Raw genomic sequence first — 15,411 nt, forward strand, 5'->3', positions numbered from 1 at the left:
CCCTGCGGACCCGACCGCCCCGCACCTCTCAGTCCCACTCCAGGAGAACCGAATTGACGACCCAGAGCCTGGTGCCGGGCGCGGTCAAGATCCTCGTCGCCGGCGGCTTCGGCGTCGGCAAGACCACCATGGTCGGCTCGGTCAGCGAGATCGAACCGCTGCAGACCGAGGAGCGGATGACCCGCGCCAGCATCGGGGTCGACAGCCTCGACGGCGTCCAGGGCAAGTCCACCACCACCGTGGCGATGGACTTCGGCCGGATCACCGTCCGCGAGGACCTGGTGCTCTACCTGTTCGGCACACCCGGCCAGTTCCGGTTCTGGTTCATGTGGGACGACCTCGCGCTCGGCGCCCTCGGGGCGATCGTCCTCGCCGACACCCGGCGGCTCGAATCCAGCTTCGCCGCCGTGGACTTCTTCGAGCAGCGCGGCATCCCGTTCGCGATCGGCGTCAACTGCTTCCACGGCCGCCGCGACGCCAGCCCCGAGGACGTCCGGCGCGCCCTCGACCTCGACCCCGAGGTCCCGATCGTGCTCTGCGACGTGCGGGAACGGGCGTCCAGCAAGGAGCTGCTGCTCGCCTTGCTCGACCAGGTGCACCGCAACGCCCTGTCCGCCGGGCGGCGTTGAGCGTCCGGTCCGTACGGGCTTGCCGGCTTGCCGGGGCCGGCGCCGACCTTGATGTCGGGGTCGGGGTCGGGGGCCAGGTCGGGGTCGGGGGCCAGGTCGGGGTCGGGGGTCAGGTCAGGGCCGGGGTTCAGGCGTTGGCCAGGGTTCAGGCGTTGGCCGGAGTGCGGCCGGTGAGCCCGGCCGGGTCGTCGAGTCCGGAGAGCGCGTGGACCAGCGGTGCCAGCTCCGGCACCTCGGCGGCCTGCGCCAGCGTCGCCTCCAGGGTGGCGTCGTGCACCGGGCGGGCGGACGTCAGCAGGGTGCGGCCCTCCGGCGTCAGCTCGGTGTAGATCCCGCGCCGGTCGTCGGCGCAGAGGTAGCGGCTGAGCAGCCCACGGTCCTCCAGCCTGGTCACCAGGCGGGTCGTCGCGCTGCTGCTCAGCGCCGCGGCGCGGGCCAGCTGCTGCATCCGCATGTGCCACCCGTCCTGCCGCGACAGGGCGTCCAGCACCGTGTACTCGACCACCGAGAGCCGGTGCTCCGCCTGCAGCGCCTTCTCCAGCGCCGCGTCGATCAGCCCGTGCAGCGCGGCGAGAGTTCGCCAGCCACGGGCCCGGACCTCGGCCGCGTCGTCGCGGATACCCATAGCTCGCCTTCCCTTCCACGTCCCTGCACGTCTCGCGACGTCTTCCCTGCGACAAGTATGCCAGCTGACGCGGATTAGCTGTCTATGCAAATACTTTTCCTTATACCTCCCCCCGATGCCGGTCCAGAGCGGGCTCCCCGGCCCAGGCGGCGGCGCAGAGCGCGGCGGCCAGCTCCTCCGTGTAGCAGGCGGCCGCCAGCCAGGACCCAGCGAAGGCGTCGTGGTCGTCCGGGACCACCCGGCCGAACACGTCGCGGCGCCGGTCGGCCGCGGCGGCCCGCAGGGCGTCCAGGAGCTCGGCGGCCGTCACCAGCCCGGCGGCGCGCAGCAGGCTCCCGTCGGCGGCCGCCGTGGCCGCGCTCGGGGCCAGGGCGTGGCGCCCCGTGGTGACCGCCTGCTCGACCCGGCGGCCGAGCACGTGGACGGGTGGACCGTAAGGGGCCTCGTTCGGGAGACCGGCCGGGAAGCCGGGCCCGGCATCGGCGGGTGCGGCGGTCCGCTGGTCGGCGGTCCGGAGGTCGGCGGTCTGGAGGCGTTCGAGGCCGAGATTGACCCGGTCGGCCCGGTCCGCGGGGACGGCGAGCGAGGGAAGGCCGGGGATCTCGGGGGCCATCGAGGGCTCCGGGGGTGTACCGATCGCGAGCAGGCGAAGCTCCGGCCGGTCCGATCGCTCCAGACGGCCGATCACCCGCAGCCGCAGGCCGGGCGCGGTGGCGAGCAGTGCGAGGTTCGCCCGGAAGGCCAGCCCCGGGTGCTCGTGCCCCGTGCACAGACCGACCACCAAGCCGCCGTCGCCGCCGTCGGCGCCGTCGGCACCGCCCTCGCAGCGCGCCAGCAGCCTCGGCGCCCCGCCCGGGCCGGCCGGAGCCGGGCCCAGCAGAGTCACGTCCAGGAACAGCAGGTCGCTCCCGGCCGGACGGCCCTCGTACGGCAGCGGCTCCGCCGCGAGCACCCGCGCCACCTGGGCGGCCGCCGGTTCGGCCCAGAGCGCGGCCACCGGCTCCGCCGTCCACGCCGCGCCCGCCGCCCGAACCGCCCGGACGGAAGCACCCGCGCCCAGCCGCCCGGCGGCGGACCGGGTGGCGCCCTGGACGGCCAGCCCGGCGCGGCTGAACTCCCGGTGGCTGAGCGGGGCCTCCCCCAGCCGGACCGTCCGGTTGCCCGCACCGACCGCCTGCGGGGCCGCGTCCGCCGCATCACCGTGCGGCATCACCTCGGCCACCGTGCTGAGCCGCCCCCCGGCGTCCACCGCCCAACTCACCACTCCCGCATGCGTGGCCGTCAGCACCGGCTCGGCGAAGAGCCCGTACAGCCGCAACCCGCCCTCCTCGCCGTACGCCTGGCGGGCGGTGCCGCGCAGCTCGGAGACCGGGCCGCAGCCGGTGCTCAGAGCGGTGGTCAGGTCCAGCAGCTCACGCAGACCGGCCACCAGGTCCGCCAGCCGGTGGTCCGGCGCCCCGGACCGGGCCGCGCGCACCCTCGTCACCACCGCGACCGCCGCCACGGCCGGGCGGTACAACCCCGCCAGCCGCGCCCGGTGGGCCGCCCGCAGCAGCTCGGCCTGCGCGACCGCCCCCGCGCCGCTCACCCCGGCGGCCAGCACGGCACACCCGGCTCGGTGGAGATGATGGGCCGCCGCCACCTCCACCGGGGTGGGCCCGGCCTCGGGCTGCGCCTCCTCCGAGGACGCTGGGGCGGCCTCGGTCGGCGTGACCTCCTCGGTCTCCTCGGTCTCCTCGGTCTCCTCGGCCAGTTCGGCCAGTTCGGCCAACGGGCAGAGCGTGACCGCAGCGGCCCGGTGCACGCAGGCCGGGGCCAGCAGGCAGCCGCAGCGCACGTCGGCCGCATCCGCGACCACCGCGCCCGGGGCGTGCAGCACGAGCGCCGTCTCCTCGTCCACCTCCACCCGCCACTCGTCGCCGCAACGGATCACCGGCCGCTCCGCCAGCTTCGCCGCCGCACCGTCCAGCCGCTTCTGCAGCCGGGCGCTCAACCCGGCCACCACCTCCGCGACCACCTCCGGCCGGACCACCGGCCAGCCGCTCGTCCGCTCCGTCACACTCATCGCACCTTCTCCCCCACCCAGCGGGCCAGTTCCAGCGGACTCAACGCCGCCACGGGCATGCCGGCCGCGACCAGCTGGCCCGCGACCGCCTTCGAATAGCGGGCCGTCCCCGTGTCGTCCAGCGCCGCGCAACCGAGCAGGTGCACACCGGAATCCACCAGTGCCCGGGTCTGGCCCAGCAGCCCGCCCACCGGACCGCCCTCCTCGAAGTCGCTGACCACCACGACCAGCGTCCGGGACGGCACCGTCACCAGCTTCCGCGCGTACCGCAGGCCGCCCGCGATGCTGGTGCCACCACCGATCCGCACCTCCAGCAGCACACTCAGCGGATCCTCCACCCGCTCGGTCAGGTCGACGATCTCGGTGGAGAACGCCACGAAGTGGGTGCTCAGCGAAGGCACTCCGGCCAGGATCGACGCCGTCAGCGCCGCCCAGACCGTCGACGCCTCCATCGACCCGGAGACGTCCACGACCAGGATCAGCCGCCAGTCGGCCGACTGCCGGGCCCTGGTCCGGAACACCGGGCGCTCGGGCACGATGAGCGTGCCGCCGTCCCCCGACGGGCGGGCCGTGGCGAGATTGGCGCGAATGGTCCGGTCCAGGTCCAATCCGCCACCCGGCCGACGCGTCGGACGCGGCACGCTGATCCCGGTCAGCGCCGGACGCAGCCTGGTCGCCAACGCGCGCGTCAGCTCGTCCACCAGACGCCGCACCAGCGGACGCAGCCGCGCCACCCTCGCCTCCGGCAGGCCGCCCGCATGCTCCAACACCGTGCGCAGCAAGTCGACCGACGGGCGGACGGCGCCCGGCTCGATCGCCTCCAGGACGTCCGTCCGGCCCTGCGCCACGGCGGCCGCCAGCACCTCCTCCCGAACGCCCGGCCCGAACAGCGCCGACAGTTCCTCGGCCCACTCCCGCACCCCCGGAAAGGGCGCCTCGCGGCCTCCTCGCCCGGACCGCCCGTCCAGGCCCGGGCCGGAGCCCTCGCCTCGCCCGCTGCCGTACAACTCGTCCAGGGCGGTGGCGAGTCGGGCGCAACGCCCGTTCAGGCCGCTGCCGGGGCGACCGAGGAGCAGCCGCCAGCGCTCGGCCGGGGCGAGGGCGTGCCGCGTGGCGACAGGTGCGGAAGGGAGAGGGCCGACGTGGTGCGGAGGCTCGGGCACCGGGTCGTCCCCGGGCGCCGGCAGCAGGCCGCGCCGGGCCAGCGCCGCGCGGGCGGCCAGATCCGCGCGGACCCAGCCGGCCACCACCGCCGGTGGGACGTCCTCGGGCAGGCTCGCGAGCCGGGTGCCCAGACGTTCCTCGACCAGGACCAGCAACCGGTCCCGGGCGGCCGGACTGAGCGTGTCGAAGCCGCCGCGCAGCGCCGGCAGCCGGTCCAGGAAGGCGGCGTCGGGCAGCGAGGTGATCCGCTCCAGCACGGGCTCCAGCGCCTCCGGTGCGGCGGCGAACAGCCCCTCCGCCGCCGTCAGCAGGCCGACCAGCCCCCGACCGAGCGCGTGCCGGGCCTCCGGACCGGTCGCCCCGTCCACCCACGAAGCCGCCCGCCCGCCCAGCACCTCCGCCCGCTCCCGGCCCAGCAGCACCCGCACCGCTCCGACCGCACCTCGCACCAACGGACTCCCCCGGTCCGCGAGTTCGGCCAGCACGTGCCCCAGCCGCAACCCGCCGTCCAGGTCCGCCCGCCGCGCCAGCTCCACCAGTGCCCGCGCATCCGCCGGATCGTCCGACCCGCCCAGCCCCTCCAGCTGCCGTACGGCCGCCACGGTCAACACCTCGCCCACCGCCCCCAACCGCCCCGCCCGCACGGCCGACGACCCGCCCGCATCGGGTGCATCGGGTGCATCGGGTGCATCGGGTGCATCGGGTGCATCGGGTGCATCGGGTGCATCGGGCAACGGTGCGGAGCCGTCGGGGGTGTCGGGTGAGGGGTATCCCGGGAGGTGGCCGGCGGCGAGGCGGTCGAGGAGGGCCAGGGCGTCGAGGAGTTCGGGGAGGGTGCCGGAGGACGGGAGGACGGCGGCGAGTTGGGTGAGGCGGGTGTCGGCGAGGGCCGGGAGGCCGCAGGCGGCCGCGTCGGTGAGGCCTTGGAGGACCTCGCGGGCGGTGGGACCGTCGGCCTGCTGTTCTCGGCGGAGGCGTTCGCGCAGGGTGCCTTCGGCGGCCTGCGCGAGAGTGACGCCCCGGGTGCCCGCGACGGTGAGCATCGCGGCAGTGGCCGGGGTCCAGTGGAGGCTCCAGCGCGTGCCGATGGTTTCGGTGCCGCCCGCGCCGGTGGTGGTGACGGGGTCGGCGTAGGGGACCCCGCAGGTGGTGAGGCGGTGGAGGAGGATCTCGCGGCGGCGGTCGAGGGGGGTGCGCAGCGGGTCGAGGCGGAGTTCGCGGGGCTCGGGGTCGGCGGGGCCGGGGAGGCCGAGGTCGGCGAGGAGGGTTTCGACGGCGGGGGCGAGCCCGCTGCGCGGGGCCGCGGGGGTGGCGCGGCCGGTTCGGGTGCCGACCAGGACGCGTTCGAGCGCCCGGGCGACGGCCCGGCCGCGGCCGAGGGGTTCGCCTTGGGCGAGGACGGTCTGGACGGCTTCGACGAGTTCGCCGCGGCCGGGGGCCGCGTGGCCGCGCAGGCGGGCGAGGTCTCCGGCGAGGCGGACGATCTCGCGGGCGTCGGCCGGGCCGGAGGGGTGGTCCTGGCTGCGCAGTGCCTCGCAGATCCGGACGGCGGTGGTGGTGAGGGCCAGGGTGAGGCGGTCGGGGTCGCCGCCGGCGTCGAGGACGGTGTGCTGCCACTCGGGATCGCGGATGCCCGCCGGATAGCCGGAGCGGGCGTCGAGCAGCGGGTACGTGTAGGGGATCAGGGAGAGGGCGTGCCCGAGGTCGTCCGGGTGCGGCGGTTCCTCGGTGGCGGCGGGCCCGTCGAGCAGGGCGGGCGCGTGGAAGGCACCGACGACGACGGCGACCCGGCGCCCGTCGGCCGCCGCGGCCCGGATCCGGGCCCGCATCCAGGCTTCGCGCCGCAGGTCGTACGGGTCGACGCCGGAGCCGGTCTCGGCGTCGCGGCGCAGCGCCCAGCCGACCAGCAGGGCGGCGCGCCGGACGGCGTCGGGGGTGGAACCGGGGGCTGCGGTCTCGACGAGGCGGTCCCACAGGTCGTCGTCAAAGGCGCGCCCGGTGAGGCGGTGGCGCAGCGCGTCGGCGACGCCGGGGGTGCCCGGGGCGTCGGCGACGGGCTGTTGTTCCCCGTGGAGTGTGGTGCGGTGGGCGAGCGGGAGGTCGCAGGCGAGTGTCTCGACGCCGTTGCGCCGGGCCCAGCGCAGGGCGACCAGCTCCGGGGAGAAGTCGGCGAACGGGTAGAAGGCGAGCCGGCCGGGGCCGGAATCGGCCGCGGTGCCCCGACCGCCCTCGCGGCCGGCCGGGGCGGCCGCGAGGGCGACGGGGGCCTGGGTGGCCTCGTCCGCCAGCCAGCCGAGCCAGGGCTGGAACTCGGCGGGGAGTTCGACCAGCACCACCTCGGGCTTGGCGGCGTCGAGCAGCGCGGGGAGGACCGCGCTGAGCGACGGCGCGTGGTGCCGCACGCCGATCAGGTAGGGCCCGGGCCGGCCGGTGCCGGAGGCCGCCAGTTGGTCGGCCGCGGCCCGGACGGCCTGGCGCGGGTCGTCCAAGCCGTCCAGGCCGTCCAGGTGGTCAGGACCGAGCGGACGGGCGGGGCCGTCCTGGCGGTCGCGGCCGGCCTGGCGATCAGGGCCGGCCGGGGCGGGCGTCACCGTGCTGGTCATGGCCTCATGCCTCCAGGGCCGAGCGGAGGTCCCACAGGGTGCGCCAGGTGCCGGCGCCCTGTTCGGCGCGCCGGCGGACCGGTCCGTCCCAGTAGCCGAGCAGCCGGGCGGCGTCGGCCGGGTCGTCCTTGCGCACGACGCCGATGAGCTGGCCGGGGAGGCGGCCGAGCAGGTCGCCGCCGTCGGGCAGGTAGGCGGCGGTGACACCGAGCGCGGTGGCGACCGAGACGGCTTCCGCGGTGCTCATCACGGTGGACGGGCGCTCGACGTCCCAGCCTTCGGTGGAGCGGCCGGTGCGCAGGTCGCGGAAGGCGGTGACGAGGGCCTCCAGGACGGCGTCGTCCACCGCGTAGGTGGCTCCGGCGCGGGCGACGGCGACGGTCGACTGCCGGCGGACGAGTTCGACCTCGGCGGCGAGGCTGGCGATCGGGCCGACCGTCTCGAAGTTGAACCGCCGCTTGAGCGCCGCGGACATCTCGCTGACGCCCTTGTCCCTCAGGTTGGCGGTGGCGATCAGGGTGAAACCGGCGGCGGCGTGCAGTTGTCCGTCCGGGGTGCCGGCCAACTCTGGAACGGCGACCCGCCGTTCGGAGAGCAGGGAGACCAGCGCGTCCTGCACCTCGGGCAGGCAGCGGGTCACCTCCTCGACGCGGGCCACCGCCCCGCCGGTCATCGCGGTGAGCACCGGGGAGGGCACCAGGGCGTCCCGGCTGGGCCCCTTGGCGAGCAGGAGGGCATAGTTCCAGCCGTACTTGAGCTGGTCCTCGGTGGTGCCGGCGGTGCCCTGGACGGTGAGCGCGCTGGTGCCGCAGACGGCGGCGGCGAGCAGTTCGGAGAGCATGGACTTGGCGGTGCCGGGCTCGCCGACGAGCAGCAGGCCGCGCTCCCCGGCGAGGGTGACGACGCAGCGTTCGACGAGGGCGCGCTCGCCGACGAACTTCTGCTCGATGGCGAGGCCGCGGCGGCCGGCCTTGAGCTTCTCGCCGTCGCTGCCCATGACGAAGGTGACGACGGCGCGCGGGGTGAGCCGCCAGCCGGGCGGGCGCGGGCCGGTGTCGTACGCGGCCAGGAACTCCAGTTCGGCGGCGTGCTTCTCCTCGGGCGGGATGATTTGCCGGCTCGCGGGGGCGGCGTCGGCACTCCCCGGTGTGCTGCCCGTCGGTGTGCTGTTGGTCGGCATGCTGTTCGTCGGCGTGGCGCTCATCGGCGGGCCTTCCTGCGCTTGCTGGTCTGGAGCTCTTCGTAGCCGGGGGCGTCGCCGTCGAGGGTCCGCTGCCAGGCCCGGGCGAACAGCTCCGGGACGGGCAGGTAGGGCAGCGAGACGCGGTGGGTGGGCAGTTCGTAGAGCGCGGCCTTCCAGGTCTCGGCGGGCAGGGCGGGGGCCTTGGCCTCCTGCCAGCCGCCGGGCAGGAAGAGGGTGCGGCCGGCCCGGGCCCGCTTGGCCTCCAGCACCAGGTCGGTGGCGGCGAGTTCGGCGCGGGCGCGCTTGAGCCTGGCCGGCTTCCAGCCCGTCCAGCGGGCGATGTTGCGGTCGGTGGGGTCGGGCAGGGCCAGCAGTTGGAGGTAGAGCACCGCGGCGTCCTCGCCGAGGCCGTGGGCCCGGGCCGCCTCGGCGACCAGGTCGGGGACGGTGAGCTGCGGGTGCTGTAGCCAGGCCGCGGCGTCACCGGCCGCGGCGGCGGGGCCGGCGGCGGAGGCCGCCAGACGCTCCACTTCGCCGCGCAGGACGGCCTCGATGGCGCCCCGCTCGGTTTCCAGCCAGTAGCTGGCGCCCAGCCCGCCGAGCAGTTCGAGCACCGGGTCGTCGGGGCCGGTGAGCCCGGCCGGGCGCAGCCAGACCCGCTCGTACTCGCCGTGGTAGGGCGTCAGGACGAGGGCCGGGCCGCAGTCGACCAGTCCGTTCGGGTCGACTCCGCCCGCGGCCGGCAGGCCGAAGTGGGTGCGCAGGACGGCCGACATCGAGGCGCCCTTGGTGGTGTGGACGAGGTGGAGGTCGAGCAGCAGGTCGGGGTCGGCGAGGCGGCTTCGCAGCGCGGCGGCGGCCGCGGGCAGCAGCGGGCGCAGCGGGCTGTCGGCGGGCAGGTGGTAGGCGAGCCAGCGCAGGGCGTCGACGGCGTGCCCGAGGTCGCCGGAGGCCGGTGCGGCGCTCTGGTCCTCGGCGAGCAGCTGGGGGGTGGACCCGCCGTCGTCGCTGAGCCGGAAGGCCGTGGTGCCGGTCAGCCAGGGGGTCTGTGCGAGGTTGAGCACCGCCTCGATGTGTTCGATCCGCGCGCCCGTGACGGTGGCCTGGGCGGCCTCGGGGAGGGTGACCAGCCGGCCGAAGTGCCGGATCCAGGCGGCGGCGCCGGCGTCGACGTCGGGGCCCTCCGTCCAGAGGGTCTTCGGGTCGGCGGGCAGCAGGGCGCCCCAGACGTCGGTGAGGGCGGTCCGGTCGCGACCGCGCAGCCAGTCCCGGGCGGCCTTGGCCTCGGTGGACTTGAGGCCGTACTCGGCGAGGCGGTCGGCGGACAGGACGGCGCTGTGCCACTGGAAGAGCCCGGGCGGCGGGCTGAGCAGCAGGGCGGCGCGGGCGGCACCGATCCCGGTGAGCCCGCCGAAGGCGATGGCACGGGCGGGCTGCCAGGGGGCGCCGCCGTGCAGCACGGCCGCCTGCCGGAGCGCGGCGATCCAGGCGGCGTCGACCCGCTCCTCGGTGCCGCGTTCCTTGACGGTGGTGAAGTGGGCGACGGGGCCGAACGCGCCGCTCGGGTCGTGGTCGACGGCGTACCACTGCTCCGTGCCCTCGTGGTGCCGGCGGTGGCCGAGGATGACGACGGTGCGGTCGCCGTGGCGCAGCACCTGCCCCTCGCGGGGGACGGCGGGCCGGCGGCGGTCGGCGCGGTCGGCGGGTTCGCCGAGGACGATCTCGCGCAGGGTGGCGCCGCGGTCGGCGAGCACTCCCTCGGTCAGTTCGCCGAGGAGCAGCACGAGGCTGGCGCGGTGGGCCGGTTCGGTGAGCGGGGCGGCCACCGCGTAGGCGAGGGTGTCGAGACGGCCGAGCAGGTGGAGCCAGCCGTGGTGGGTGTCGCCGTGTTGCAGGGTGACGGTGGCCGGGGTGCTCCAGCCCTCGCCGGTGGCGGTCGGCGGGTCGGCCAGGACGGCGGTGACGGCGCGCAGGTTGGTGAGCACCCGCCACCGGTCTCCGTCGCCCCAGTTGGGGCCGAAGCAGGCGACGTCGGGCAGGAGGGTGGTGACGGCCTCGCGCAGTTCGTGGTCACGGCCGTGCTCGGGCCGGTACTCGGCGGCCTCGGCCTTGGACGGCTTCTCGGCCTCCGGCTGCGGGACGAACCGTGCGGTCCGGTCGAGCAGGTCGGCGGCGGTGCGGGCGAGCCCGGCGACCCCGGCGAGCAGCAGCGGGTGGCTGATGCCGGGCAGGACGGTGCCGACCGCCTGAACGGGCAGGGCGCGGCGGGCGCCACCGGAGCGGGCGAGCGGGCGCCGGACGCCCTGGACGGTGATCCAGCGCTGCTCCTCCTCGGGCGCGGGCCGGCTGTCGGTCGGCCAGGCGGCGTCGATCAGGCGGGCGGCCTGCTCGGTGTCGACGCCACGCAGGACGCGGGAGCCTGCCTCGTCGCGGGGCCGCAGGGCGTGCCAGTGGTCGAGCGGGGGGACGAGCCCGGTGCCGGCGGCGGCGAAGTCCCCCGGGCGGCAGGGGCGCAGGTCGGCGGTGCGGTCGGTGTCCGTGGCCAGGTCGGGCAGGGTGAGGGCGAGGCCGCCGCGCTGCGCCTCGGTGACGACCGGTCGGGCCTGGCCGGGGAGGGTGAGGCGGCCGACCGGGACGTGGTCCGGGTGGCCGTCGGTGATCGGCAGGACGATGGCCTGTCCGTCGGCGGTCGTGGTGGTGACGGCGCGGCCGGGGTCGATCCGGACCCAGCTGCCGAGCACGGTGCCGTCGGTGCCGAGCGGCGTCTGCTCCAGGCCGGGCTGGAGCGGCAGCAGTCGGGCGCGAGCAGCGGGCAGCCAGCCTGCGGCCGCGGTGGCGGCGATCACCGGTGGTTCGGCGGCGCGGCCGAGGGCGCCGGTGTGCGGGTCGAGTTCGCGCAGGACGGCGCCGTCCTGGCCGTAGCGCAGCGTCCAGTGGCCGGTGCCGTCTCCGAGGACCCGGTGTTCGCCGGGCATCCGGGTGTCGCCGGGGTGCAGCGGGCGTTCGCCGGTGGTGCGGCCGCCGCCGGGCAGCGGGAGGGAGGGGGGCTCGGGATCCCGGTCGCCGTAGTAGTAGCCGGCGATGGTCTCGCCGGTGAGTTCGGTGACCTCCCCGGGCCGGCTGGACCAGTAGGCGTGCTGCTTTCCGTCCTGGTACCAGGCGACGAGGAGTTCGCCGTCGACGAAGCGCAACCGGGGCTGGTTCCAGCGTTCCTTCGCCGGGGGCAGGCGCAGGGTGTGCTCCAGCAGGACGCCCTGCGGGCCGACCACGACGGCCTGGTCGTGGCGGGCGAGGATCAGGTGCGGCCAGGCGTCCTCGACGATCAGGCCGGTGAGGCGCCCGCCGTTGAGGCCGGGGGTGTCGGGCGACTCCGAGTCCGGCCCGGCGGATTCGGGGTCCGCAGGGTCCACGGGTTTGGCGGGGTCGGTCGGGTCGGTCGGGTCGGTCGGGTCGGTCGGGTCGGCCGGGTCGGCGAGCGTGGCCAGGGCCTCTTCCAGGGCGGGCCAGCCGAGTTCGTCGAGGATGCCGGCGCCGAGCGCCCCGGCGAGCAGGGCGGTGACGTCGAGGGCGGCGATCCGCTCGGCGGCGTCCGGGGCGACGGCCCGCACGGCGGTGCGGTACGGGCTCAGCGACTGCACCAGGTCGGCGGCGCCGGCCAGGCCGCGGGCGGCGGTCAGCTCGTCGGCCCGGAGTTCGGCCCACTCCTCGAACAGGCGGCGCAGCAGCGGCAGGGCGGGCACCTGCCGCTTGACGGCGGTGTCCCAGGCGGGCGCGGTCGCGGCGCGCAGGGCGGGCCGGAAGCGCGGGTCGGCGGCGACGGCCGCGAGGCCGGTGCTGTCGGCGCCGCACTGGTCGACCCAGTCCTTGAGGTCGAACCGGTGGGTGGCCGACGGGTCGGCGACGGGCACGCCGTCGGCGAGCAGTTGGTCCAGCAGGTCGAGTTGGGTCTGACTGCGGCGGACGTCGGTGTACAGGTCCACCGGGACTCCGTCGGCCCGCAGCCGCTCGGCCATCCGGCCGGCCAGGGCGACGGTGGCGGCGCAACTGGGCCGGGAGCGCCAGCCGCGCCCGAGGTGGTGGCACCAGCGCCGGAGCCACGCGGCGGCAGGCTCGGAGTCCTCGGCGCCCTCGGGGCGCGGGCCGGTGAGCAGCTGCTCGGCCCCGGTCTCGGCGAGCAGGCCGAGCCAGGCGGTGTCGTTCAGGGCGGCGTCGGTGCCGGCCGGGTCGGGCATCAGCTCCAGCAGCCGGGCCCGGACCGCCGGGTCGCGCCGGCCGAGTTCGGTCAGGGAACCGTGCCAGGACTTCCAGAACGCGCCGGGCGCCCGGTTGACGCCCGGGGCGGCCAGCAGTTCGGCGAGCAGCGCCTGTTCGTGCTCGGCGCGGTCCAGCCCGGCGGCCTTGATCAGCGCGCGGGCGTCCTCGGCGACCCCGGCGTAGGGGGCCATGCCGGCGGCGGAGCGCTCGGTGCACAGCTGGCGGAAGCGCTGCCAGGCGGTCAGCGCGTCGAGCCGCCCGGTGAGCTCCTTGACGTACTGGCGCAGGGACTTGACGGTGAGCGCGCCGGCCAGGGCGAACTCCAGGAAGACGGCGCGCAGCCGCTCCTCGTCGACCGTCAGGCGGTAGGTGCGCTCGGCCTCGCGGGCCTTGCCGAAGTAGCTGGCGGCGTAGGTCTGGTTGCCGTGGGCGAGGAAGATCCGGCCGACCTCCTCGCAGAAGGTGGGCAGGAAGTGCGGCACGGCGCGGCCGAGACGGGCGGCCAGCGCCTCGAACCCGTCCTTGGCGGTGCCGGGCTTGGACCGGGCCTGGCGGGAGAGCCGTTCCATCTCCTTGACCAGGGCGAGCGCGTGGTGCCCGTTGGCCGGGTCGTGGACCAGCGCCCAGGCGGGGAAGCCGAGCGCCTCCTGGCGGACCTGGCCGACCTCGGCGGGCGCGCCGTCGGGGACGAGCCCGAGGAAGTCGACGGCGAGGTCCTCGGCCGGTCCGAGCGCGCCGGGGACCAGCCGGACGATCCGGCGCCCGTCGAGCGCGGGGTGGGTGTAGGCGCGGGCGGTGAGCACGTCGGCGGCGCTGTCGGGGCGGCCGGCGCCGGGCAGGGTGCCGGGCGGGAGCACGGCCCCCGCGTCGAGCAGCCGCTCGTGCGGCCCGGTGTCCTGGGCAGCCGCCCGGTCGGCGTCCTGAACGGCCCTCTGGTCGAGTCCGGTGGCGGTCATGCGGCGTCCTCCCCTTCGATGGTGCGGCCTGCGTACAGTGCGGCGGCCATCCGCATGCCCTCGGACCAGGCGATCGGGCCGACCTCGGCGAGCGGCAGCACCCGGCCGTCCGGGCCCGCCCAGCTGAGCGCACCCGTCTCGCAGGCGTCGTACTCGTAGTAGTCGCCCACCCAGACGCGGGCCTCGACGGTGCGCCCCGCCTCCACCACGGGCTGGACGGCGGAGCCGCCGCGCACCCGGTGGCCGAGCCGGGCGCAGCGTCCGAGCAGCTCGCGCAGCTCCCGGTAGCGGCCGCCGGCGTAGGTGGTGACCTCGGTGCCGGCCGGCAGTTCGTCCGGCCGGTGCCAGACCTCCCGGTAGAGCTGCGGCACGCGCTGGGAGACGCCGAGCTCGACGGCGAACTCGCGCAGGTCGTCGAGGTCCGGGAGCAGCACGGGGTGGGGTATCAGGATCTCTCCGTCGGTGAGCCGGACGGTGTCGCCGTCCAGGTCCACCAGGCCGATCCCGCGCTCGGCGTCCGCACCGCGCAGGAAGCCGGCGACGGCGCCGTCCGAGCCGGTGACCACCAGGTCGCGCAGGACGGCCTGCCAGGCCTCGTCCGCCCAGACCGCGGTCAGCACGGCGGCGGGCACCGGCAGCGAGCGCACCATCCACCGCTCGACGTCCTCCTGGCAGCGCCGCTCGTGCGCGGCCAGCCACTCGGTGAGCTGCCTGAGCTGGACGACCACCGGATCGTCACCGAGCTTCGACGGCAGGGACTTCAGCTCGCGGCCCGCCGCGTTGCGGCAGACCACCTTGCCCTCCCCGTCGAGCGCGACGCGGTACCCTCCCGCGCCTGTTTCCACCCATGCCACGGACGTCTCCTCCCACCTGCCGGTCAGCGATGCGAGGAACGTAGCGAGGCCCACTGACAAAGCGGCAGCCGGAGAGGCCGCTCCGCGGCTTCCTGGGCGCAAACCCGTCGAACGAGTGAACGGGGCAGACGGCACGCCGCCTGCCCCGCCACCCGCCTCCCGTCGCGCGCCAGGTCATGCCTGACGCATCGTCAACGCACCGGCGCCGCACGGGGAACGATCACCGGCGCGCCGTCCCCGGGGGCGGCGAGCACGTCGCTGTCGATGTCGTACAGCGCGCGCACGAGCGGTGCGTCGACCACCTCGCGGGGCGGGCCGCAGGCCACCACCGAGCCGTCGCGCAGGGCGACGACCAGGTCGGCGTAGCGGGCCGCCGCCGCGAGGTCGTGGAGCACCATGACGACCGTCCGCCCGCCGGCGGCGACCTCGCGGACCAGTTCCAGCACCTCGACGGCGTGCCCGAGGTCGAGCGCGCTGGTGGGTTCGTCGAGCAGCACGACGGGCGCGTCCTGGGCGAGCACCATGGCGAGCCAGCAGCGCTGCCGCTGGCCGCCGGAGAGGCGGTCCAGCCGGCGGTCGGCGAGTTCCTCGACGCCGGTGGCGCGCAGCGCCCCGGCGGTGAGCCGCTCGTCGTCGGCCGACCACTGGCGGAAGAGCCCCTGGTGCGGGTGGCGGCCATAGCGGACGAGTCCGGCGACGGTGACCGCCTCGGGGGCCTGCGGGCTCTGCGGGAGCAGCGCGACCCGGTGCGCGGCCTGGCGCGGCCGCAGCCGCCAGACGTCCTCGCCGCCGACCAGCACCCGCCCGCCGTCCGGCCGGTGCAGCCGGGCGACGGCCCGCAGCAGGGTGGACTTGCCGCAGCCGTTCGGGCCGACGACGGCCACCACCCGGCCGGCCGGGACGGTGAGGTCGACGCCGGCGAGCACCGGGCGGCCGGGGCCGTAGCCGGCGGTGAGGCCCTGGATCGTCAACTCCATCGAGGGTTCCTTCGGTTGGAGGGGGCTGCGGGCCGACCGGGCAAGGTGCCGGCCGACCGGGTACGGGCCCGAACGCGGGCACGGGCCCGAACAGGGCCCGA

General features: G+C 76.4%; 8 protein-coding genes. 1 reads left to right on the top strand and 7 read right to left on the bottom strand.

The window, feature by feature from the left end; genetic code table 11:
- The first annotated feature begins 53 nt into the window (after positions 1-53).
- The gene (locus tag AB0P03_RS02505; RefSeq protein ID WP_363579559.1) at positions 54-629 is read left to right on the top strand and encodes an ATP/GTP-binding protein; all 576 of its coding nucleotides are present in this window, start codon (positions 54-56) and stop codon (positions 627-629) included.
- Between the two features lie 145 nt (positions 630-774).
- Here the strand turns inward: AB0P03_RS02505 and AB0P03_RS02510 are convergent, their stop codons facing one another.
- From AB0P03_RS02510 to AB0P03_RS02540, 7 genes are all read right to left on the bottom strand, one after another.
- The gene (locus tag AB0P03_RS02510) at positions 775-1,254 is read right to left on the bottom strand and encodes a MarR family transcriptional regulator (RefSeq protein WP_363579560.1); all 480 of its coding nucleotides are present in this window, start codon (positions 1,252-1,254) and stop codon (positions 775-777) included.
- Between the two features lie 100 nt (positions 1,255-1,354).
- Positions 1,355-3,319, bottom strand: a complete 1,965-nt coding sequence (locus AB0P03_RS02515; protein WP_363579562.1) for a hypothetical protein — start codon at positions 3,317-3,319, stop codon at positions 1,355-1,357.
- Entirely contained in the window at positions 3,316-7,086 is a 3,771-nt protein-coding gene (locus tag AB0P03_RS02520; protein WP_363627596.1) for a DUF5682 family protein, read from the bottom strand. The genes AB0P03_RS02515 and AB0P03_RS02520 overlap by 4 nt, the downstream gene beginning before the upstream one ends.
- Before the next feature lie 4 nt (positions 7,087-7,090).
- Positions 7,091-8,290: an AAA family ATPase gene (locus AB0P03_RS02525; protein WP_363579566.1), complete on the bottom strand. Its 1,200-nt coding sequence runs from the start codon at positions 8,288-8,290 to the stop codon at positions 7,091-7,093.
- Positions 8,287-13,479, bottom strand: a complete 5,193-nt coding sequence (locus tag AB0P03_RS02530; RefSeq protein WP_363579568.1) for a hypothetical protein — start codon at positions 13,477-13,479, stop codon at positions 8,287-8,289. Before AB0P03_RS02530 ends, AB0P03_RS02525 begins: the two co-directional genes overlap by 4 nt.
- Complete coding sequence (locus tag AB0P03_RS02535) at positions 13,476-14,324, bottom strand: DUF4132 domain-containing protein (RefSeq protein WP_363579669.1); 849 nt, start codon at positions 14,322-14,324, stop codon at positions 13,476-13,478. The genes AB0P03_RS02530 and AB0P03_RS02535 overlap by 4 nt, the downstream gene beginning before the upstream one ends.
- A 200-nt stretch (positions 14,325-14,524) precedes the next feature.
- Complete coding sequence (locus AB0P03_RS02540) at positions 14,525-15,310, bottom strand: ABC transporter ATP-binding protein (RefSeq protein ID WP_363579569.1); 786 nt, start codon at positions 15,308-15,310, stop codon at positions 14,525-14,527.
- Positions 15,311-15,411 lie beyond the last annotated feature (101 nt).

The sequence above is a fragment of the Kitasatospora sp. NPDC088779 genome, from assembly GCF_040685395.1.
In the GTDB taxonomy this organism is placed as follows: domain Bacteria; phylum Actinomycetota; class Actinomycetes; order Streptomycetales; family Streptomycetaceae; genus Kitasatospora.

Excerpts from the sequence above, each read along its gene's own strand:
- AB0P03_RS02510 (WP_363579560.1), bottom strand. The coding sequence starts at position 1,254 with ATGGGTATCCGCGACGACGCGGCCGAGGTCCGGGCCCGTGGCTGGCGA.
- AB0P03_RS02525 (WP_363579566.1), bottom strand. The coding sequence starts at position 8,290 with ATGAGCGCCACGCCGACGAACAGCATGCCGACCAACAGCACACCGACG.
- AB0P03_RS02520 (WP_363627596.1), bottom strand. The coding sequence starts at position 7,086 with ATGACCAGCACGGTGACGCCCGCCCCGGCCGGCCCTGATCGCCAGGCC.
- AB0P03_RS02530 (WP_363579568.1), bottom strand. The coding sequence starts at position 13,479 with ATGACCGCCACCGGACTCGACCAGAGGGCCGTTCAGGACGCCGACCGG.
- AB0P03_RS02515 (WP_363579562.1), bottom strand. The coding sequence starts at position 3,319 with ATGAGTGTGACGGAGCGGACGAGCGGCTGGCCGGTGGTCCGGCCGGAG.
- AB0P03_RS02540 (WP_363579569.1), bottom strand. The coding sequence starts at position 15,310 with ATGGAGTTGACGATCCAGGGCCTCACCGCCGGCTACGGCCCCGGCCGC.